We start from the raw sequence: 23,062 nt of genomic DNA on the forward strand, positions 1-23,062 counted from the left end.
AGGGCTAGTGCATTAAGTAATGATGTATTAGCTCTGTTTTGTTACAAGAATATTTGGGGGTAAGATAAACTGTCAGAAGGCATACTTAGCACATTGAGTTCCTTTAAGTAATAAGTTTATAATGAGAATTCCATAACAACTTCTTCCTTTCTCGTATCGCTCTATGGTAGAATAGTGATATCATAGTACACTTTTAAGGAGAAGAGATGAAGATTGGACAATTCGCTAAGAAGCACGGAATTACTCATGATACAGTACGATATTACATAGATAAAGAGCTACTTGTTCCAAATAAGAAAGATGGTCAATACAGATTTAGTGAAGTTGATAGCAAAGAAATCGAGAAAATTATTGAGCTAAAACAAATGAATTTTTCTTTATCGGATATTCATCGAATTTTAACTTTTCAAAGACTTGGCGGCGCTAGTACAGAATTTTCCCGTAAGCTATTTCTTTTAATTTTAGAAGAAAAACAAAAATACATAAGGGAAGAACTTTTAAAGTTTCATCGAATCAATGGCTATCTGAACAAGCAAATTGAAGAAATAAAATCATATGGGCAACAAGAGGAGCAAGTACTTGGTTTCCCAATCGCATCTACAGAGTTACTAGTATGCCCTTCGTGTAAAAAAGGTGTTAACTTATCAGCAGGTGTAATCGAAAAAAATATGATTATCAATGCTAAGGTAGAATGTGATTGTGGGTATCAAGCTATAATAAAGGATGGTATTTACATCGATGAGAGGGATGTTCGTACTAAGCTAGTTGATGGAAAGCCAATGCCAACGAAAGAAGAGTATTTAATGCACACTTCTCATAATCACATTAGCTATCTTTTCAAAGGAATGGCTAAGCTAATTGATTTTATTATGAAATATCAAAAAGAACCCAAATATATTATGGAACTTTCTAACTGTGTAGGATTTTTCCTATTGCAGTATATTAATTACCTACCAGAGGATTCCGTTTATATCTTGATTGATTTTGATCTCGACCGAATCACACATTTAAAAGAGAATTTAGAACGATATTATAGCCATAAGAAGTTCATATTCTTTTGTTGCAATTATGGTAATTTACCACTCAAAAAGTTTAGTGTTGATGTAGTCGTGGATTTGTTTATGTCCAATGTTTATGAATCAGAATATAACGAGAATTTGATGGATTTTACAGTTATATACCTAAAACAAAAAGGTGTTTTTGCGGGTGCATATCCGTTTAGTAAGACAAAAGAAATAGAGAGTGAAACACTAGAGGCTCAAAAGAAGGGATATGCAAAGAAAGAAATCATCTTAGAAAAAATAATGACATCTTCGGGTGTCAAACTCCTAGAGTCTATAGAGATAACATCAGCGTTTCATGACAATTTACAACATAAAAAAGGAAAACAGGTAGAAGAATATCAATATGTTTATGTTGGAAAGAAAATATAAACCATGGTCTATACCCCATGTTTTTTAACAGAAAGCAATCTTAAAATGAAAACATTGTGTTGGCACGATGTTTTCATTTTTTTTATATGAAATCAGAGAAAAAAAGAGATTGACATAGTCTTTACACAACAATATAGAATAAAACCAGGAAAGATTGTTATTTCTTTAACGTAAATTTCTAATGATTTTTCTAATGATTGAGTAAGCTATTCTATTAAGTCTGAATAGCATATGGACAAAAGGAGAGATTTGATGAAAAGAAAAATGAAAAGAGTTCTATGTGTACTGTTGAGCATGATTTTAATCATGGGATTAGTAGCCTGTTCCAAAAAAGGTTCACCAGCAAATACTGAGGTACAGGATCAAACTGGATCGGAAACCAACGAAGGGGAGTCTTTGTCTGCATATAAGGCAGGGACATACAAAGCAACGACGAAGGGACATAATGGTGATTTAACGCTGGAAGTAGAGTTTTCCAATGATTCTATTGTAGCTATAAAGATTTTAGAGCATGTCGAATCTGCAGGAATTAGTGATCCAGCACTGGAACGAATACCAGAGGAAATTGTTAGTGGGCAAACCTTAAACGTGGATACGATAACAGGTGCTACAATATCATCGAAAGCAATCCTTGCAGCGATTGAAGACTGTGTTTCGCAAGCCGGTGGGAATGTAGAAGCATTAAAAACAAAAGAAAGTTCCCAAAATCATTCAAAAGAGGAAACTGAAATGACGACGGATGTAGTCGTGATTGGTGCAGGTGGAGCTGGGTTAGCTGCTGCAGCTTCTGCAAAACAACATGGAGCAGAGGTTATTGTATTAGAAAAACTTGCTATGATTGGCGGTTCCACAGGTCTCTCTGGCGGAGGAATTTCTGCAACTGGTACGAAGTTTCAAGAAGCAGAGGGAATTGAAGATACGAAAGAATCATGGATGGAGCTATGGAAGGAACGTCAGGCAACAAGCAATCCAAATGGAAAGTACCCAGATTATGCTGCTGTAGATAAATTTATGGATGAAGCAGTAATCACAACGGAATGGCTAGTTGACTATGTTGGCCATGAATATGTAAGTATCCAAGGGTTTGGTCTTGATCCAGTAAGAAGACTTCATTTTGCCTTTAGTGATAAAAGTACGAAAGGTGGAACTACGTTAGTTAAGAGTGTGGAAAGCTTCATTTTAGGGAAGGATGTTAAAATACTAACAGAAACACCTGCAACTGAGCTAATCACAGATAACGAAGGGAATGTAATCGGTGTTATAGCAGAAGGAAAAGATGGTAAGATAAAAATTAATGCCAAAAAGGTCATTTTAGCTGCTGGTGGATTTGCTAAGAGTGAAGAACTACTAGAGAGATTCATTCCAGCTGCTGCAGGTAGTGCTGAGCTTAGTGCTGCAGCTGCCGGAAGTACTGGTGATGGGATCCTTATGGCAGAAAAAGTAGGAGCAGCGCTTTATGAAGAACCTTGGGTAATTGGACTTGGAATCGGAAGTAAGGTTGCAGGTACCGGAGCACTTGGTATGGATTGGACAAAAGTTTATGTCAATGAAAAAGGTGAGCGTTTTACAAGTGAAGAAATTCATTATGCAATAGCAACGAATAAAATCATGGAACAAGAGGCGTCCTGGTTAATCTTAGATTCTGCGGAGATAAATGCTGATGTAGTAAAAACCTTAGAAGCAGCGATGCCAACAGACGAAGTGGTAAAAGCGGAAAGTATAAAAGAGCTTGGAGAAGCTATGGGTGTACCAGTAGATACTTTTGTTAACACAATGCAAACGTTTCAGGAAGGTGTAGAAACAGGTCAAGATGCCATGGGTAAACACAAGGATTACTTAGTACCAGTTACGACTTCTCCATATTATGCGGTTAAGATATATCCTAAGACTATGGGAACTTTTGCAGGAGTAAAAACAGACGAAAACTATAGTGTGTTACGTGAGGATGGCACGATTATCAACAATTTATATGCGGTAGGTGAGAACGCAAACAAAGTTTTATACAATCAAGTATATATGTCAGGAAGCGCAGTTCAGTTTGCGATGACAAGTGGACGTTTGGCAGGAGAGCATGCGGCTAAGAATTTGAAATAAGTATTTTATGCAGTTTAGAATTCTTAGATATTTAAGTAATATAGTTTGAAAACAGGTTTTCATAGTTATGACTGTAGAGAAAGTGGTACTAGGATGTAAGTCCTAGTGCCTTTTTTCTGTTAGAATAAAGTTCTTTCATCCCGATGGTATGCCTTATATCTTAATATTTTATAGAAGTGTATCCTATTAAGCTACTTGTTAGTCTTGATGCATTGATTAAATAAGTATTTTGTATGTTGTATAGTAATTGCTATAGTATGGTTCCTAGGGAAAAGAATGGTGTATATACGAAAGATAAGTAAAAAATAAACCAACAGAACATGAAGGGAAGAATAGAGAAGAAACTATGGTTTAAGACGAACCCCTAATATTGCGAAGGTGAGTTAAATTAGATGGAAATATTCTGGAATCAGTAGAATTATAAGTGGAGATACTTTATAATAGATACAAAATAGTAGGAGGTTTGATATGAAAAAAGGCATTTATTTGAACGATTCCATTCATGGAATGATTGCATTAACTGAATATGAAAGAAGAATTGTCTCAACCATTGGTTTTAATCGTCTCCATGATGTATATCAAAATTCTACAGTATATCTTACCTTTCCAACCAATAGAACAAAACGTTTTGAACACTCCATTGGTACGATGAAACTTTGTTCCGATATGTTTTTTCAATCGTTACTGAATGCAACGGATTCCACGCTTGGTGAATTCTTTGCAATCTATGATAGAGAATATGCCACGATTTTAGATAGATTAAGACAGCAGTCGGATGTATGTGAAGAAAAATTAGGTAGCAGACTTCCAGAAGCGATGCCACAGATTGAACAAGATAAGCTGAGACATTCCCTAATACCGAACAATATTCCAGATCAGTATAAAATCATGCATCTTATTCTCATTCAGTCTATCCGGGCAGCAGCATTGTTACATGATATTGGACATCCTCCATTTAGTCATATCGTTGAATTTGCATTGAAGGATGTTTATCTGGAATATAAATATAAAGCAATTAGTGATAGGGAAAATGCAAAAGAATTTATTGAAATCATGTCGAAATACTTTGAAGGTGATAGAAAATTACACGAACAAATGGGTGATGAAATCAGTGAGGGAATTTTAAGTAAAATTATTGTACCGATTTCAGAGAAGGATGAGAACTACGATGAGAATTTATTTGAACTACTTGTACTAGAAAGTGTAAAAAGTATTTTTGCTGAGGATGGGGCATTTAAATATCTTCATAGGATTATTGACTCTAGTTTGGATGGAGACCGTCTGGATTATGCGACGAGAGATGTAATCAACTCAGGGAAGGATGCTGGAAAGATAGAGTATAGCAGAATTATTAATGATATGCAGTTGATTGTGGAGAATGGAGAGGTTTTTTTCTGTGTTCCATTAAAAGCAGTAAGCTCAGTCGAGGATTTTGTTAAGCGTAGATACAATAGCTATAAAGATATTATTTATCATCATAGAGTCATCCAATCTGATTATATTTTAGAAGGAATCGTAAAGGATTTAGTGAAAAAATATTTAAGTGAAACAGTATTGGAGAAACCTAGTGACAACGAAGTATTGATTCCATTTAATATCTCAGGACTTTGGTTTCCACTAGGTGATAAAAAGTCAGCAATCAAAGCCAATGCACTTTCTCAATGGAATGATTCCTGGCTAACGACAGTACTTAGGCAGATTTATTATACAGAATATTATCATAATGATGAAATTGAAGAAGGCTCTGGAGATTTTGTGTTAGCACAACGTCTTGCAGAACTGCTGCGTAATAGCAAGAGGTATCATTCTTTAATAAAGCGGAGTGAGAATTTTAAGATTATTGATGATGCTGTGAAGATAGAGCTTATGAAACAAAAAGATGTGTTGGAAGAATTTCTAAAGAAAGAAAATCAACTATTTCGTCAAGAGCGATGTACAGAACTAATTCATCAATTGTTAGAGAACACAATAAAAAATTCGTCTGGATTTATTTTATCTTATATTCATAGATATTGTAAGGAAATGAAAATCAATGACTTTGAACACATGGTAAGTGAAATCGTAAAAGTGGAAACAAACAATATTGTTACCGAGCTTAAGACTTATGATACGGTTACTTTATTTAAAAGGATTTCGATTGGATTAGATTCTCCAATTTATTTCTATAATCATAAGGGAACGATCTCTACCTTAAAGGATATCAGCGGAATTGCGGACATTTTACAACTCGACTCCGATTATCTGCCAGTCTTTTATATTTACATTTTAGCAAAAGACGTGGATGGGGTTCTAAAGGAGAAGAGAGAAGAACTATTAGGTTGCATCGGTAAAAGGATTGGCGAAGAGATAATAAAAAGATTTCAAATGTAGTATAAAAAAAGGAATTTGCGAGGTGTACCATGACGAAACATCGTATTTATACAATGAGTGTCGCTAGTGTCTATCCCCATTATGTTACGAAGGCTGAAAAAAAAGGACGTACCAAAACAGAAGTGGATGAAATTATCTGTTGGCTGACAGGATATAGCGAGGAAGAGTTATTAGAGGAACTAGAAAAGCAGACGGACTTTGAGACCTTCTTTGCGAATGCTCCGAAGTTAAATCCATCCAGAGCTCTCATCAAAGGTGTGGTTTGCGGGATAAGAGTAGAGGATATTGAAGAACCGACGATGAAGGAAATTCGTTATTTGGATAAGTTGATCGATGAGTTAGCTAAGGGGAAAGCGATGGATAAAATTCTACGGAAATAATATCTTAATTTAATGATAGAAAACTATCTTTACTAAATTCCTGATAAGGGTTTAATTTGGTTAATTAGTGAAAGAATACAAGATGAGATACTGTCTTTAGAGATGGTATCTTATTTTTCTGGTCAGTTTAGTATACTTAGGGATAGGTTTAGACATTAATACAATCATTATCGAAGACAGAATAGAAGTAAATGAAGAGTTAGCGCTCAAAGTGTTGGTAGGGAAAAATTAACATAGGTTTAATTGAAAACAAGGAAAACTCAATGTATGATGGTATATAATAGATGTTAATGAGGCGGTGAGTGAACTATATTATTGTGACTATTTGATATTTAAAATATTAAACTAAATTTGTGAAGGAAGTTGTTAGATGATATTATGATTCGTTGAACTATTGAAAATCGTAGCGAAACCCCAAAAACCAAAGAATCAAATACTAAGCTAAAAAGCTAAAAATCTAAAAACCAAAAATCTAAAAACCAAAAATCTAAAAACCAAAAAGCTAAAAGCTAAAAACTAAAAACCAAAAGCTAGAAACAAAAAGCTAAAAACCAAAAAACCAAAAGTTAAAAATTAAAAAACTCATGCAACGCATCAATATTTTTATCGTCTATATGGGTGAAAGTCTTTTCTGAATTGTTAAGGAGGTGAATAACTTGGAAGATAGCAAAATCGTCGACTTGTACTGGGAACGATCAGAAGCTGCTATAGATGAAACTGCAAATAAATATTCCCGGTATTGCCATTCCATTTCGGTAAATATTCTACATAATACTGAGGACGCAGAGGAATGTGTCAATGATACATACTTACGCGCATGGAACGCTATACCGCCAAATCGTCCAAACTGTTTCTCTGTTTTTTTAGGTAAGATAACCCGCAATCTCTCCTTAGACAAATATAAAAAATATACTGCCAGAAAACGTGGTCTTGGGCAGACGGAACTTACTCTTTCCGAATTAGATGAGTGTATTCCTATCAAATCAAATGTTGAACAATCCATAGATGAAAAAGATTTAGTAAAAATTCTAAATTCCTTTCTTGAAAGTTTGCCAAAACAAAAGCGCATTATGTTTATTCAACGGTATTGGTATCTAATGTCTATCAAAGCAATTGCAGAAGACTCAAACTACAGTGAGAGTAAGGTGAAATCTACTCTATTTCGCACAAGAAACGCACTTAAATGTATTCTTGAGAAGGAAGGTATAACGTTATGAAAAACGAAAAATTGATTCGTTCCATCGGGAATGTTGCAGACAAATACATAGAGGAAGCTGCACCACAGCAGAAGGCAGCTAGCAAACGAAAAAATTTAACGCCAAAAAGGATGATATTCCGCTATTTACCTATCGCTGCTTGCATAGCAATTTTCATTCTCGGAGCAACTGTTTCTGCGGCAAACTATATACAAAAAAGTATTAGTTCTTTCTATTTACGATATTTGTCACCGGAGGAAATGGCGGTAGCAGACGCTATGGCGGAGCAATACGGAGTAAAAGTGTATTTTGACGCTTTGAAATCCGATGATATGTATAAACAGTATTTTGCCATCAACAAATTGGTGGAATACTATAATGACGAAGAAGTACGTCTTGATGCCATCCACGCCATAACACCATTTCTTACAAGCGAGGATGGCAAATTATCGGATGCCGCTGCTTTTGCACTTTCGGTGCTTAAAAAGGAGTTTAACGACCCACGCATTGTCCACATGGCAGATGGAACGGTTATATTTACGTTGTTTAACGACTACTCTGATTATGGATCCTATAATCAGATATGGATGGTGAAGAAGGATAAATTAAGCAAACTTTCCTCTTTCGAACGTCCTAAGATGTATATAGAACAAATTATTCCCTCTCCTGACAGAAAGCTCTTTGCCGTCACATTCTCTTCCAATAAGAGCGGCTATCTTATGATTTGGGATCTGGAAAATGGCATGGTTAGCCCAGAGTTAATCGATAGCGCAAGAATTATGGCTGCAAAGAATTTAGACTATACTTTTTGGCTACGGTCTGATTATGAGAATTACAGCGGGGCGCAGTCAATCGAATGGACAGATAATGATAGTATAGAATTTCGCGCGACACTATCCTATAATGGAACGGAGTTTGTGGAAAAAGCTATTGTCCAATACGATTTTCAGCAAAAACAGATGGAATGTAATATCATTCAGTAGGATTCATTGCATTATAGAAGATGTAAGTTAGTGACAGACTTTTTTTATTTTACAACCAATGAATTTAAACTAAAATGATTAAATAGATTAATGGTTATATGATTTTATCCGATAATTTGAAAGGAGTATATATTTTATTCGCTAATTAATGAATGTGATGTCATGAGTATTCTTAATATCAATAAAGATTTGATTTTGGCTACATCTTGGCATGTATTGAAAGGAGATGATACTTAAACGAATTTCAGGATGGGCTAAAGCGTATTTTTATAATTAAGCGGAATAAGTAAGGGCGCAATTCAGTTCCTAAGAACCTGATAGAGAAAACATTAATTATATAAAAACATTATATAAAACATTATATAAGCATTATATAAAACATTATATTAAAAACATAGGATAAAATTTACTTTAAGTAAAAAGATACGACGAAGGAGATACCATGAATAAGTTATTACGTAATAAAAAAATTGGAGAAAAATTAGGAATTGGATTTAGTAGCATATTGCTTTGCTTGATAATTGTTATTTTTATTGCAGGGGGCTCTTTATTACTTGTTAGTAAAAAAATGGATTATTTTTATAGTGAACCATATGTAAATAATGTCACTCAGCTTGAAATTCGCAAAGATGTTCAATATGTTGCAAAGATGGTTTTATGGGCAACTACAACCGATAACTTGGATAAAACAGCTTATTATATGTCTGAGGCTGAAGTATCGTCAAAAGCTGTATATGATAATTTAGCGATATTACAAAAAAATTTTAAGAATAAAGAATTGTTAGAGGAGTTATCAATAAAGACGGAAGCTTTAGCAGAGGCAAAAGATAGAATGTTTGAATTAGCTTCTCAAAATCAAAATAATAAAGCTTTGGAATATTTTAATACAAAGTTTCATCTTGCAATGATAAATTTAGAGGAAACATTAATTGAGATTGGTGAATTCGCAAATAATAATGCCACTATGGCATATGAGGCAGTTAATACAACCAAGATTGGATCATTGATTCTAATGTTAGTAGTTGGAGTCGGAAGTATTACATTGGTTATAATCATGTCTAGAGTATTAGCTAAGATGATAAAGCTACCGATCATTGGGCTAGAAGCTGCAGCAACTAAGCTCAGAAATGGTGATTTGAATATTGAGATAAATTATGATTCAAAGGATGAGTTAGGGACGCTGGCACAAGCATTTAAAGATACCTGTAGTTTTTTGTATACTGTAATTTCTGATTTAGATCAGATTATAGAAGGGGTTGCCAATAGAAATCTTAATATTATGTCCAAAGCAAATACTGCTTATGTAGGGGATTTTAAACCTTTATTAATCAATATGGAAAAAATGGTGGTACATTTAAATGATACAATTAGTGGAATAAATGTTGCTTCTGAACAGGTATCTTTAGGAGCTACACAGTTATCAGAAAGTGCGCAAGGACTAGCGGAAGGTGCAACAGAGCAAGCTGCTGCGGTAGAAGAACTTCAAGCTGCAATATCTGACGTTTTAGAACAAGTACACAGCAATGCAGAAGACAGTAAAGACGTGGCAAAAAAGACAATTGAGGTAGGGCAAGAAGCAAAGGATAGTAGTAGAGAAATGGATACCTTGATGGAGGCTATGAAACGTATTAGTAAGGCATCGAATGAGATTAAGAATATTACAGGTGATATTGAAGGTATCGCTGCTCAAACAAATTTACTATCTCTGAATGCTTCTATTGAAGCTGCAAGAGCTGGTGATGCGGGTAGAGGATTTGCAGTTGTAGCAAATGAAATCAGAAAGTTAGCAGAAGAAAGTGCCCAATCAGCGGTAAGAACAAGAGCTTTAATTGCTTCAGCGCTAAGCGAGGTTGATAATGGATATAGTATTACTGAAAATACTGTGAATGCACTACAAAAGGTAATTTTGGGCATGGAAGATATATCTATTATTATTGAGAGGACGAGCTCCGCCTCTATTCAACAAGCAGAGGCAATGTCACAAATTGAGCAGGGAATTGATCAGATTTCAAGTGTTGTACAGAATAATTCTGCTGCTGCAGAAGAAACTTCCGCAACGAGTGAAGAATTATCTGCACAAGCAATTACTTTAAGCGATTTAATAAGTTCTTTTGAATTAAGGAAGTAATTAACATATTAAAATAAAAGCAGAGATAGTAAGAAAGAGGTAGTAGTCGTTTGTGGTTACTACCTCTTCTACACAATTGGAGGGAGTAATACATGATATGAATTTTAAGGGATATAGCGCTTCTTTAGGAGGGGTGTATAAATTACATAACGGAGAAAAAGTGTACCAATTAGCGATTAAGAATACTGCGTTTGAGGAAGTGTTTGAAAGTAATTACATATTTCTAAGAAGTGTTTCCACTTTGGTTTATATAAAGAATGGTTATGCAGGAAGAAAAGAAAAAGTTATAGATTTGTTTCACTGGCTGCACCTTTCCTATATACTGCATTGACATTATTACATAAGATGTCTGTAAGTTGTTTACTTAAGATTGGAGAAAAAGGAAAAAAGAAAAGATCTACTAAAATACATAATAATTATGCATTATAAGTAGACCTTTCTTGGGTATAAAACCTTACTCTCTTAGAAGTGTTTTAAGTTTCTAAGGCCTCCGTATCAATTGGAGTATCTCCTGATTCATTGCCTTCGTAAGCCTCCGAGGATTGAATGCTTTGGTTACTATGATTTGACATCGTTGTTTCCTCCTACATTCATATTGGTTTTACCTTGATAGTATGTGAAGTATAATAAAAAATATACAAGATTTTAGATCAAAAACTATACTTTATTTATGGAAGATTTAATCGATCTAGTAGGATAGAATTGAAAATGTTGAAAACTTTATAAAGTTCCGAGAAAAATCGGAAATAGATCTATTGACTGGAATTTATAACAGAGGTGCTGTGGCAGAGAAAATAGCATTAAGTATCTTGATAAACTGTATAACAGTTTAAATAATATTAAGGGTATTGATATAGAATATAAACTTAGTGTTAGTTCAGGCTGCTTAATATCTCACAAAAACATCATGAGTTTTTCACAGATATATAGAATTTGCGATGAATATTTATATATTTCTAAAAAATCAGGGAAGAGCTGTTATCCTATCAAAGGATAAGATCTAGTTTTATTTTAAATTACTACTTGACATATTCTGAAGAAAAGGTTAGTGTATTATCAGATAATGAAAAAGTTATGATTAGAAGTAGTAGAAGTCATTACCAGTGACAGAGAGTTATCGGTAGGTGGAAGATAATCTGGGAAGCTTTGAACTCGTCTATGAACTCCAGAGTTGAAATGAAGTAGGCTTTGGCGGGAATTCCCGTTATAGAATTAAAGTGCAGGGTTATCCCTGAATTAGAGTGGTACCGCGGTAGTCTATCCTATCGTCTCTGTGTTGAGACGATAGGATTTTTTTATTGTTATTTAAGAATAGTAGAATGGAGAATAATTATGGAACAATTTTATAATCCAAAAGACATTGAGAAAAAATGGCAAAAATATTGGGAAGAGAATGAGACCTTTAAGACAGATGTATGGGATTTTAGTAAACCAAAATACTACGTTCTCGATATGTTTCCTTATCCGTCTGGAGTTGGTCTTCATGCAGGGCACCCAGAAGGGTATACTGCAACCGATATTGTATCACGTATGAAACGTATGCAAGGCTTTAATGTACTTCACCCAATGGGCTATGATTCCTTTGGTTTACCAGCGGAGCAATATGCGGTTAGTACAGGAAATCATCCAAACGGATTTACGAAGAAAAATATTGAAACCTTTTCCAATCAGTTAAAGGAACTTGGTTTTGACTACGATTGGTCTAAGATGCTTGCAACAAGTGATCCTGATTTTTATAAATGGACACAATGGATTTTTAAACAGTTATATTTAGATGGCTATGCAAAATATATCGATATGCCAGTAAACTGGTGCGAAGAACTTGGTACTGTTTTATCCAACGATGAAGTAATTGATGGTAAATCAGAACGTGGCGGTTATCCAGTAATTCGTAAGAATATGAAACAATGGGTAATCGATCAACCTGCTTTTGCAGAAAAATTGCTAGAAGGTTTGAATGAAATCGATTGGCCAGAATCAACGAAAGATATGCAAAGACATTGGATTGGAAAATCCGAAGGTGTGGAAGTTGATTTTCAGATTGTAGGAGGTGGAAATTTCTCCATTTACACAACCTGTATCGAAACAATTTATGGTATTACATTTATGGTTCTTGCTCCAGATGGGCAGATTGTGAAAGATTTGATGCCAAGAATTGAAAATAAAGAAGAAGTAGAAGCATATATTAGCGAAACCCTAAAGAAGAATGACTTGGATCGTACAGAGCTCAATAAGACGAAGTCAGGTTGTATCTTAAAGGGCATTTATGCAATTAATCCAGTGAATGGAAAAGAAGTACCTTTATTTATAGGTGATTTTGTATTAGCAAGCTATGGAACAGGTGCGGTTATGGCAGTTCCATCCCATGACCAAAGAGACTTTGAATATGCGATAGCTCACAACATTCCGATGATTCAAGTAATTGATGGAGCAGATGTAAGTGAAAAAGCATTTGAAAAAGGCGAGTACCTTGGAAAAGGCTGCAAATTAGTTAATTCTGAAGAATTTACTGGGCTTACAGTAGGGGAAGCAAAAGAAGCAATCACTGAGAAATTAAGTAAGATGGGGGTTGCACGTAAAACAGTAAATTATCATTTCCGTGAATGGATATTTGCTAGACAAAGATATTGGGGTGAGCCTGTACCTGTTGTATATTCAGAAAATGATGAAATCCATGTATTGGATGATAGCGAATTACCGCTTATTTTACCAGTCTTAGAAGATTACAAAGGAAAGAATGGTAAGGCACCACTTGAAAATGCTACTGAGTGGAAACATTATGAGAAAGACGGCATAAAAGGGAAGAGAGAAACTTCTACGATGCCAGGTAGCGCTGGATCAAGCTGGTATTATCTGCGATATATTGATCCAGACAATCAAGAGGAATTTGCGAATCAAGAATTGTTAAAGCATTGGATGCCAGTTGATTTATACATCGGTGGTCCAGAGCATGCAGTGGGACATTTGATGTATTCAAGAATCTGGAATCGTTATCTATATGATAAAGGCTTATCACCAGTAAAAGAACCATTTAAGAAACTAGTTCACCAAGGTATGATTCTTGGTTCCAATGGTATTAAGATGGGAAAACGTTACCCAGAGTATGTTGTAAACCCAAGCGATATCGTAAGAGATTATGGTGCAGATACGTTAAGACTTTATGAGATGTTTATGGGACCATTAGAAGTATCAAAACCTTGGAATCAACAAGGGGTAGAGGGTGCTAGAAAATTCATTAATCGTGTATGGAACTTCTTTACAAATTCAGATAATATCACAGAGGATAATGATGATACTTTAACCAAAGTATATCATCAGACAGTGAAAAAAGTTACAAGCGATTTTGAGCAATTAGGATTTAACACAGCGATTAGTCAGATGATGATCTTTGTTAATAGTGTCTACAAGGCAGGTAAATGCCCAAGAGTATATGCAGAAGGTTTCATTAAAATGCTTTCTTGTATTTGTCCTCATGTTGGCGAAGAGATGTGGAGTATCTTAGGCCATGAAGATACAATTGCATTAGAAAATTGGCCAACCTATGATGAAGAAGCAATCAAAGAGGATACCGTTACAATCGGCATTCAGGTGAATGGAAAAGTAAAAGGAACTGTGGAGTTAGCTGTTGACGAAGAAAATGATGCTGCAATCGCGAAAGCTAAGGAAGTTCAAACGGTAATGAAAGCAATTGAAGGAAAAACAATTGTAAAAGAAATCTATGTTAAGGGTAAAATTATTAATATAGTAGTAAAGTAGAATTTTTATTTAATTGAATATTAGAATTTTAGTAGCAAGATAAAAATTAATATAGCAGTAAGATGAAATTCTATATAGCAGTAAGATAAAAATTCTATAGCAGCAAGATAAAAAATCTATATAGTAGCAAGATAAAAATTAATATAGCACTAAAATAAAATTAGGTGTAATAATATCTAATATAACAATCCTACGAAATTTGAATAGTCGTTGACTACATGATTTCGTAGGATTTTTTATATATTTTTTCAAGTAAAGAATATCGCGTTGAGTGAAGAAATTAGATTTAATTATAAATTCCACCAAATAATGGGTAACTTTTAAGATTTAGTTTTGTTAATATAAGTATAGGGCAAATATAATGTGAAAATTACATGGCTAGCTTTAGAAACTGGGAATGAATATGCCCTTCCTGAAAATGTAACCATGAACAATGATGATGCAGTTCATATGTTTGGTATTCCAACTACATTTACAAAACTAGACGGGCTTAAGACCTACACATTGAACTATTCAGATCCAAGTGATTATATCCGGTTAATCGAGGGTGAAATGAAATGGACTTTAGATCATAAAGGATATTTGGCTAATAATGATAGTTTATTGGTGCTAGATGATATCGCTAAGGTATTAAGTAATGGCTTCGGTGTTTATGGTGTCTTTGTTATGGGCCCAACTAGTGATATCATTAAATTATGTAATGATAATATGGTTATTAGTGGTCAAGTAGATGAAGTATTCCCTTATGATTGGTCTAATTAATAGGAAAGCAAAACCTTAAGGAAGCTACCTTACTGCCAAGAGTGAATTGCTACATGGTATCATCCGAATTATTCAGCAATAGATCGACCTTATAAGGTCCTTATTATAGAAATATTGAGGATAAACAAAAAAGAGAATTTAATATTGACACCTATAAAATCATATGCTATGTTATACAGAACTTAAAAACAAAAGGCAAGGAAGAGAAATAGTATATATCGTGGAAGTTTCAGAGAGAGGATGAAAGGTGCGAATCCTTACAGAAATGATATAGAAGCAGTCTTGGAGCTGTGAACCGAACAGAGTAATCTAAGTAGATTTCAACGGATTTCCACCGTTATAGGGAAAAAGTATCGGAGTAATCCCGTACTGGTGAGAGCAGAGTGACCCTCTGAAATTAGGTGGTAACACGGACAGAATAGTTCGGGGGCTGTGAAAAAAGCACCTAACTAGAAAAGAGGATTTTTAATTCACGTTAGTGAGTTAAAAATCCTCTTTTTGTGGTAAAATTTATCTGCAATGAAAAATCAAACCACAACTTATTCTAAATCAAAACAAGGCATTTTGCCAATGTTTATTTCAGATTTTCTTGATATTTGTGATCCGGTTTTGACATTTGACGAATTCATGGAGGGAATTGACTTAGCTAAGTATCTGAGAAACATACCAGAACATGAAACTGGGCGCATCAGATATAATCCCGTCAACATGCTGAAAACGGTGCTTTTTGGATTTATGACCCAGGGCTACATGTCACTAAGAGAACTGGAAGATAACTGCAGAGTAAATATCAGATTCATGTATTTAATTGATAACGAAAGACCTTCCTACAGGACTTTTTCCTATTTCATCAATGATGTTTTAGGTGACTCCATTGAAGATATTTTCAACGATATCAATAAAAAGATTTTTGAACAGGAAAATGTAGACCTCAACCACCTTTACATAGACGGTTCAAAATTTGAAGCAAATGCGAATAAGTACAGCTGGGTATGGAAAAAAGCTACTGAGAAATCCAGATACCGACTGTTTGAAAAGATAACTGCCCTTTTTCATGAAATCAATACAGACCTTGAATGGTCAGGGCTTAAAATAGAAGCAAACGTAGAGTATGCACCTGAACAGCTACGTGAAATAGCTGATCAGTATGCCAAGGTTTGGAACGTTGATAGATCCGATTTTGTTTATGGAAAGGGACATCGAAAAACCTGTCAGCAGAGGCAGTATGAGAAGCTTTTAGAGTATGCCTCAAAGCTGGAGGAATACATAGAAAAGGTGAATATCTGTGGCCCTGCACGTAACAGTTATTCCAAAACAGATCATTCCGCCACATTTATGAGGATAAAAACGGATTACATGGGAAATGATCAGTTACTTCCGGCATACAATGTACAGGTTGGGGTAGCTGATGAATATATAGCAGTTGTTGACGTTAACCAGTATCGTTCAGACATGGACTGTTTTGTACCACTCATGGAGCAATTCAAAAAGACATATGGATTTTACCCGAAATATCCAACTGCGGATGCCGGATATGGTTCATATAATAACTATATTTACTGTGAACAGCATGGTATGGAAAAATACATGAAATTCACTATGTTCAAGAAGGAAACCGAAGATAAAAAATACCATAATGATCCGTTCAGAGCTGTCAATTTCAGATTTAATTCGGAAGGATACATGATATGTCCAAATGAAAAGAGATTTATTTTTTCTCACCGAAGAGCAGTACGTGGAAATGAATACGGACGTCAGGAAGAAATCTATGTCTGCGAAGACTGCAGCAACTGTCCATATACAGCTCAATGCAAGAAAACAGAGAATAATCGTACTATAAGAATCAATCAAGAACTGACAGCGATGCATCAGGAAGTGATTGAAAATCTTGAAAGTATACATGGTGCACTTTTAAGAATGAATCGATCCATTCAAGCAGAAGGAACATTTGGAATCATGAAAAATGATCGAAACTATAAAAGAATTGTCAGAAGAGGAATCAATTCTGTACGATTAGAGATTTTTTTAGTTTCTATCGGACAAAATCTATATAAATATCATAATAAAAAGATGCGACTTCAAAAATCAGCATAAAATCCAAAATGCTGATTCTATGGGGTAGGGGGATTTATGCTCTTTTTTAGAGTGTTGATTTAGATTAAAAACAACTAGAGACGTCGGTTAAACCGACGTCTCTGTGTTAGGGGCTTTTTTCACAGCCCCTTTTTTTGTTTTTAAGGACATTAAAGAATGAAAGGAGTATTGCGATGACTGCTAATGAGTTACGAAAAATGTATGTTAATTTTTTTAAAGAAAGAGGACATCATGAAATTGCGTCCGCTTCCCTTCTTCCAGAAAATGATCCTACGGTGTTATTTACTACTGCTGGAATGCATCCTCTTGTACCCTATTTATTAGGAGAGAAACATCCCCAAGGGACAAAACTTGTCAGTGTTCAAAAATGTGTACGAACAGGGGATATTGATGAAGTTGGTGATGATACACATCTGACTTTTTTTGAGATGTTAGGTAATTGGTCTTTGGGAGAATATTTTAAAGAGGAATCGATTGGTATGAGTTACGACTTTTTAACAACCTGCCTTAACATCCCAAAAGAGAAACTTACAGTAACCGTCTTTGAGGGAGATGAACTGGTACCACGTGATGAAGTAGCTGCACGCACGTGGAAAAGTCAAGGGTTACAGGAAAATCAGATTTTTTACTATGGTCGTGAGGAAAATTGGTGGGGACCTGCCGGTCAGACAGGACCCTGTGGAACGGATACAGAGATATTTTATGATCTTGGGAAACCATCATGTAGTGTGAATTGTGGTCCGGCATGTCATTGTGGAAAATATGTAGAGATATGGAATAATGTTTTTATGGAATATCATAAAAAGTCAGATGGAAGTTATGAAAAACTAAGACAGAAAAATGTCGATACGGGTATGGGATTGGAGCGGGTGTTGACGATTCTAAATGGATATACCAATGTATATGAAACTGAACTTTTCTTACCTGTTAGAAATAAGTTAGATGAAATCATAGCAGTGAATGAAACAAAGCTATCAGAAAAAAGTAAACGAATTATATGTGAACATACAAGAGCAGTTACTTTTCTATTGGGGGATTCAAAAAAGATAGTCCCCTCAAACTCGGAACAAGGTTATGTTTTAAGAAGACTAATTCGTAGAATGATTCGTCATTTGAAACAAGCTGGTATTGAGAAAAATGTGCTATGCAAGTTAGCTAAAATTATTGTGGAACAGTATGGATGTTTATATGAAGAGTTAAGAGAAAATGAATTGTTTATTATGGAGCAACTAGAAAAGGAGTATAATTTATTTAATAAGACATTAGATAAAGGTCTGAAATATGCAAAACTCTATTTTGATAAAATTGGAGAGGATAAGTTACTAAATGGTGAACTAGCTTTTAAATTATACGATACCTTTGGTTTCCCAATTGAATTTACAATTGAGTTGGCATCAGAGATGGGAATCACGGTAGATGTTGGGGGATTTCAACACAAATTTGCAGAGCATCAGAAAAAGTCTAGACAGGGAGCAGAAGTTAAATTTAAGGGCGGATTGTCAGATCAAGGGGAGCAAGCAACAAAGCTTCATACAGCAACACATCTGTTAAATGGAGCATTACAAACTGTCCTAGGTACTGATGTTTTTCAAAGAGGAAGCAATATTACAGCTGAAAGGTTACGATTTGATTTTTCTTTTCCTAGAAAGCTAACGAAGGAGGAGCTTGATAAAATTGAAAGAATAGTCAATGAAGCAATTTCTAAACATATTGATGTATTATGTGAAGAACTGACGGTGAAAGAAGCAAAAAAATCTGGAGCTGTTGGTGTCTTTGATGACAAATATGGGGAAGTCGTTAAAGTGTATACGATTCCTGGATACTCCAAAGAAATTTGTGGAGGACCACATGTACGAAATACTTCCGAGCTGAAAGTATTTCAAATAATGAAGGAGGAAGCATCCTCAGCAGGTGTTAGACGTATTAAGGCTGTCATTGGAATAACTAAAACATTTTAATAAGTTAATCTGAATCTGAAAAAGAGAATCTGAAAAGAGAGTAAGACAAAATGATTGATTTCGCAATCATTTTGTCTTACTCTCTTTTCTTCATTAAACTAGTATTAATCTAAAACAATAGTGAATAATTTTCCTCAGACTATGACTTTACAGAGCACTGAAACTATAGATGGGTTATGGATTTATGGATTTATATTAATGGAAGTATAGTTGATAAAAAATCAATGCTAATGTATAATGGAATAAAATGGATAAAAGTTTTCACTGAATGTTCTAGAGTGATAATGGGAAGTTATATGGAGGAAATCTATGAAAAGCAAAAAAATCTTTGCAATAGTAGCGGTTTTGGTCTTATTAATGTCATTGGCTGCTTGTTCAGATAAATCTACAGTGATTGATAAACCCATGCCCCCATTGCTACCTTCAGGGCAGATTTATCTGTATGGGGAACAGCATGGCGTAAAAAAAATATTGGATAAAGAATTAGAGTTGTGGAGTGAATGCTACGATAACAAGAATATGCGTCATTTATTTGTTGAACTCCCGTATTATACCGCAGAATTTTTAAATATTTGGATGCAGTCAGATACCGATGATATTTTAAATGAGGTGTACGATGATTGGATTGGCACCGCGTCATATACCCCTTCGACTAAGGAATATTATAAGGAGATAAAAAGAAAGTGTCCCGAGACAATTTTTCATGGTACAGATGTTGGACACCAATACCAAACAACCGGTAAACGATTTTTGGATTATCTTAAACAGAATAACAAGGAAAGTTCTGAGCAATATTTGTTAGCACAGGAAGCAATCGAACAAGGTAAGTATTTTTATAAGAATACGGCTGATGCGTATCGTGAAAATAAGATGGCAGAGAACTTTATTCGAGAATTTGACAAGCTAAGTGGCGAAAGTGTTATGGGGATATTTGGTGCAGCGCATACTGAGTTTGATGCCATGGACTACAATACACAATCTGTTCCCTGTATGGCAAATCAGTTAAAGGAGAGTTACAATGACAATATTCATTCGGAGAATTTATCCCAGTTAGTAAAAGAAATAGAACCGACTAGGGTGGATACTTTCGTAATCAATGAAAATAATTATGAAGCATCTTATTTTGGAAAACAAGATTTGACTGGATTTAAAGATTATTCTTACCGTGAATTCTGGCGCTTGGAAAATGCGTATGATGATTTCAAGGATAAGCCTAAAACAGGAGATGAGCTACCTTCTGACAATTATCCTATGCTGATAGACATAGGTCAAGTTTTTGTTATAGACTATGCTAAAACAGACGGTTCGATTGCAAGGAAGTATTATATATCTGACGGAAAATTATGTGAAGATATGCTATCTACGCAGGAGTTTACGGCGGAGTAAAAAGTTAATGTAGGGCGTATCGTAGTTTGATAATCTATTATCAATTTTTTTGAATATAAAAACAGATAAAGAGGCTTATATAGATGTTTCTCGCATTTATATAAGCTTTTTTGTATAAAAGTCATAAAATATCAGATATTTTAACACAAAAATAGTTAATTTAATATCTAAATTGCATAATACGACACAATGTGATAAAATAAGATTACAAACAATTAAATGTCGTACAATTATTGTTGCAATAGATAGTAAAAGATTTTTATAGAATACGGAGGTATATTATGAATATACAATTACAAAATAAATATAAACTATATATCAATGGAGAATGGAAAGATGCATCGGATGGTGCAACCATTAAAACTTATAATCCATCTAATGGAGAATTTTTAGCTGAAATCGCAGATGCTACGAATAGTGATGTTGACGAAGCGATTGCTGCTGCAAGAGAAGCATTCAAAACATGGGGTAAAACAACTCCAGTAGAAAGAGCAGCTGTGCTTAATAAAATAGCAGACATCATTGATGAAAATGCAGAATTTTTAGCAACTGTTGAAACAATGGATAACGGTAAACCAATTAGAGAGACAACTGGTGCAGATATCCCTTTAGCAGCAGATCATTTTAGATATTTTGCTGGGGTAATAAGAGCAGAAGAGGGTACCTCTACTATGATTGATGAAAATACTCTCAATTTAATTCTTAGAGAACCAATTGGTGTGGTTGGACAAATTGTACCATGGAATTTCCCATTTTTAATGGCAGCTTGGAAGTTAGCACCAGTACTTGCAGCAGGTGATGTAAGTGTATTTAAGCCATCTAGTACAACTTCACTTAGTGTTTTAGAATTGATGAAACTAATTGAACATGTTGTTCCAAAGGGAGTGATTAACATTGTCACTGGCAAAGGTTCTAAGAGTGGTGAGTATTTACAACATCATAAAGGGCTTGATAAGTTAGCATTTACAGGTTCTACAGAGGTTGGTAGGGAAGTTGGTATATCCGCTGCACAGAATCTAATCCCTTCTACACTCGAACTTGGTGGTAAATCTGCAAACATTTTCTTTAGCGACGCAGATATGGATATTGCATTAGAAGGTATACAATTAGGTATCTTGTTTAATCAAGGTCAAGTTTGTTCCGCGGGATCAAGAATTTTTGTTCAAGAAGATTTTTACGATGAATTTTTGGAAAAAGCAGTTGCTGCTTTTGAAAAAGTAAAGGTTGGAAATCCACTTGATCCAACAACTCAGATGGGTGCTCAAGTAAGTGAGCAGCAATTAAATAAGATTTTAAGTTATGTGGAAATCGGCAAAAAAGAAGGCGCTAAAGTTGTTACGGGTGGCGAACGATTTGTAGAAGGTGATGCTGCAAACGGGTACTTTATGAAACCTACTTTATTAGTAGATGTAACAAACGATATGAGGGTTGCCAGAGAGGAGATCTTTGGACCAGTGGGCGTTGTGATTAAATTTAAGACAATAGAGGAAGTAATCGACATGGCGAACGATAGCGATTATGGTTTAGCTGGTGGTGTATTTACAAAAGATATTAACAAAGCAATTAGAGTTGCAAGAGGTATTAGAACTGGACGTATCTGGGTAAATACTTACAATACTTTCCCAGCGGGAGCATCCTTTGGTGGTTATAAAGACTCTGGTATTGGTAGAGAAACGCACAAGGTAATACTGGATCATTATAGTCAAATGAAGAATATCATAATTAATTTATCGGAAAAACCAGGTGGCATGTACGTGAAGTAATGAGTTATTAAACACGTATCTTAGTGTTTGATATAAGAAAAGAATCGGTTATATAGCCGAATTTTATCAACGTAAAAATGGAATCAGGGAAGAATTCATTATTGTGAATTTCTTCTCTGATTTTTTATACAATAAGAAATTCCTCAAACATACCTTCTCTAACTTCTAAAATAAGGTATCTGTGAGAAATGGTATAGAATATCTTGAGAGAAATGTTTGCCTTATCCCTAGAATCAAAAAAGAAAATTATTTACAACAGCTACTGCATTCGGTAAGATAGGAGATGAGATTAAATGTTAGGAGAATAGGGGATATGGGATGTTTAGGTAATGTTTTATGGTTCTTATTTGGCGGTTTCGTAAGTGGTTTAACTTGGCTTTTGGCAGGTTGCTTATGGTGCATTACCATTGTTGGAATACCAATTGGAATGCAGTGCTTTAAGCTTGCAGGATTGTGTTTCTTCCCGTTCGGGAAAGAAGTACAATATGGTGGTGGAGCGGCTTCGTTTTTATTAAATGTTTTATGGATTGTATTTTCTGGACTTATTTTAGCAATTGAGCATGTTGTCATGGGATGTATTTTATGTGTTACCATTATAGGAATACCGTTTGGATTACAACACTTTAAGCTTGCAAAACTGGCACTTATGCCGTTTGGTGCAGTAGTATATTAAGAAGGAGAACTACAGTAATTTAAAGGATTAGAAGGAAGAGCTATGCTTTACCTTTTTCTTAGTTGCCAATTCTTATAAAGATGAAC

Annotated in this window: 15 protein-coding genes and 2 other annotated features; all 15 genes read left to right on the plus strand. The window is 34.8% G+C overall.

Features of this window, described 5'->3' with window-relative positions; translation table 11 throughout:
* Positions 1-206: 206 nt before the first annotated feature.
* The 15 genes from CC92_RS0116090 (at position 207) to CC92_RS0116165 (ending at position 22,976) form a co-directional block, all read left to right on the plus strand.
* Positions 207-1,433 carry a MerR family transcriptional regulator gene (locus CC92_RS0116090; RefSeq protein ID WP_029501616.1) on the plus strand — a complete coding sequence of 409 codons (1,227 nt, stop codon included), beginning with the start codon at positions 207-209 and terminating at the stop codon, positions 1,431-1,433.
* Between the two features lie 252 nt (positions 1,434-1,685).
* Positions 1,686-3,527 (plus strand): FAD-dependent oxidoreductase, encoded by a 1,842-nt coding sequence (locus tag CC92_RS0116095; RefSeq protein WP_029501615.1) that lies wholly within the window; start codon positions 1,686-1,688, stop codon positions 3,525-3,527.
* 468 nt (positions 3,528-3,995) lie between these two features.
* Positions 3,996-5,897 (plus strand): HD domain-containing protein, encoded by a 1,902-nt coding sequence (locus tag CC92_RS0116100; protein ID WP_029501614.1) that lies wholly within the window; start codon positions 3,996-3,998, stop codon positions 5,895-5,897.
* A 29-nt stretch (positions 5,898-5,926) separates the two neighbouring features.
* Positions 5,927-6,277 carry a DUF2200 domain-containing protein gene (locus CC92_RS0116105; protein ID WP_029501613.1) on the plus strand — a complete coding sequence of 117 codons (351 nt, stop codon included), beginning with the start codon at positions 5,927-5,929 and terminating at the stop codon, positions 6,275-6,277.
* Between the two features lie 647 nt (positions 6,278-6,924).
* The gene (locus tag CC92_RS0116110; RefSeq protein ID WP_334290896.1) at positions 6,925-7,494 is read left to right on the plus strand and encodes a sigma-70 family RNA polymerase sigma factor; all 570 of its coding nucleotides are present in this window, start codon (positions 6,925-6,927) and stop codon (positions 7,492-7,494) included.
* Positions 7,491-8,456: a hypothetical protein gene (locus tag CC92_RS0116115; protein ID WP_029501611.1), complete on the plus strand. Its 966-nt coding sequence runs from the start codon at positions 7,491-7,493 to the stop codon at positions 8,454-8,456. The genes CC92_RS0116110 and CC92_RS0116115 overlap by 4 nt, the downstream gene beginning before the upstream one ends.
* Before the next feature lie 442 nt (positions 8,457-8,898).
* Positions 8,899-10,584, plus strand: a complete 1,686-nt coding sequence (locus tag CC92_RS0116120; protein WP_029501610.1) for a methyl-accepting chemotaxis protein — start codon at positions 8,899-8,901, stop codon at positions 10,582-10,584.
* Between the two features lie 97 nt (positions 10,585-10,681).
* Positions 10,682-10,915, plus strand: a complete 234-nt coding sequence (locus CC92_RS0116125; protein ID WP_029501609.1) for a hypothetical protein — start codon at positions 10,682-10,684, stop codon at positions 10,913-10,915.
* 734 nt (positions 10,916-11,649) lie between these two features.
* Positions 11,650-11,860, plus strand: a binding site (T-box leader).
* Positions 11,861-11,916: 56 nt separating this feature from the next.
* Positions 11,917-14,340, plus strand: coding sequence for a leucine--tRNA ligase (gene leuS, locus CC92_RS0116135; RefSeq protein WP_029501608.1), 2,424 nt, complete (start codon positions 11,917-11,919; stop codon positions 14,338-14,340).
* A gap of 363 nt (positions 14,341-14,703) precedes the next feature.
* Positions 14,704-15,102, plus strand: coding sequence for an anti sigma factor C-terminal domain-containing protein (locus CC92_RS0116140; RefSeq protein ID WP_029501607.1), 399 nt, complete (start codon positions 14,704-14,706; stop codon positions 15,100-15,102).
* A 189-nt stretch (positions 15,103-15,291) separates the two neighbouring features.
* Positions 15,292-15,538 (plus strand) — a binding site (T-box leader).
* 83 nt (positions 15,539-15,621) lie between these two features.
* Complete coding sequence (locus CC92_RS0116145) at positions 15,622-17,196, plus strand: IS1182 family transposase (protein WP_029501606.1); 1,575 nt, start codon at positions 15,622-15,624, stop codon at positions 17,194-17,196.
* A 173-nt stretch (positions 17,197-17,369) separates the two neighbouring features.
* Positions 17,370-19,154: an alanine--tRNA ligase gene (locus CC92_RS0116150; protein WP_029501605.1), complete on the plus strand. Its 1,785-nt coding sequence runs from the start codon at positions 17,370-17,372 to the stop codon at positions 19,152-19,154.
* A gap of 309 nt (positions 19,155-19,463) precedes the next feature.
* Positions 19,464-20,540, plus strand: a complete 1,077-nt coding sequence (locus CC92_RS0116155) for a hypothetical protein (protein ID WP_029501604.1) — start codon at positions 19,464-19,466, stop codon at positions 20,538-20,540.
* Between the two features lie 281 nt (positions 20,541-20,821).
* The gene (locus tag CC92_RS0116160; RefSeq protein ID WP_029501603.1) at positions 20,822-22,303 is read left to right on the plus strand and encodes an aldehyde dehydrogenase family protein; all 1,482 of its coding nucleotides are present in this window, start codon (positions 20,822-20,824) and stop codon (positions 22,301-22,303) included.
* A gap of 313 nt (positions 22,304-22,616) precedes the next feature.
* Positions 22,617-22,976 (plus strand): YccF domain-containing protein, encoded by a 360-nt coding sequence (locus tag CC92_RS0116165; RefSeq protein ID WP_029501602.1) that lies wholly within the window; start codon positions 22,617-22,619, stop codon positions 22,974-22,976.
* The last annotated feature ends 86 nt before the right edge of the window (positions 22,977-23,062 follow it).

This window comes from Lachnoclostridium phytofermentans (genome assembly GCF_000733755.1).
GTDB lineage: Bacteria > Bacillota > Clostridia > Lachnospirales > Lachnospiraceae > Lachnoclostridium > Lachnoclostridium phytofermentans_A.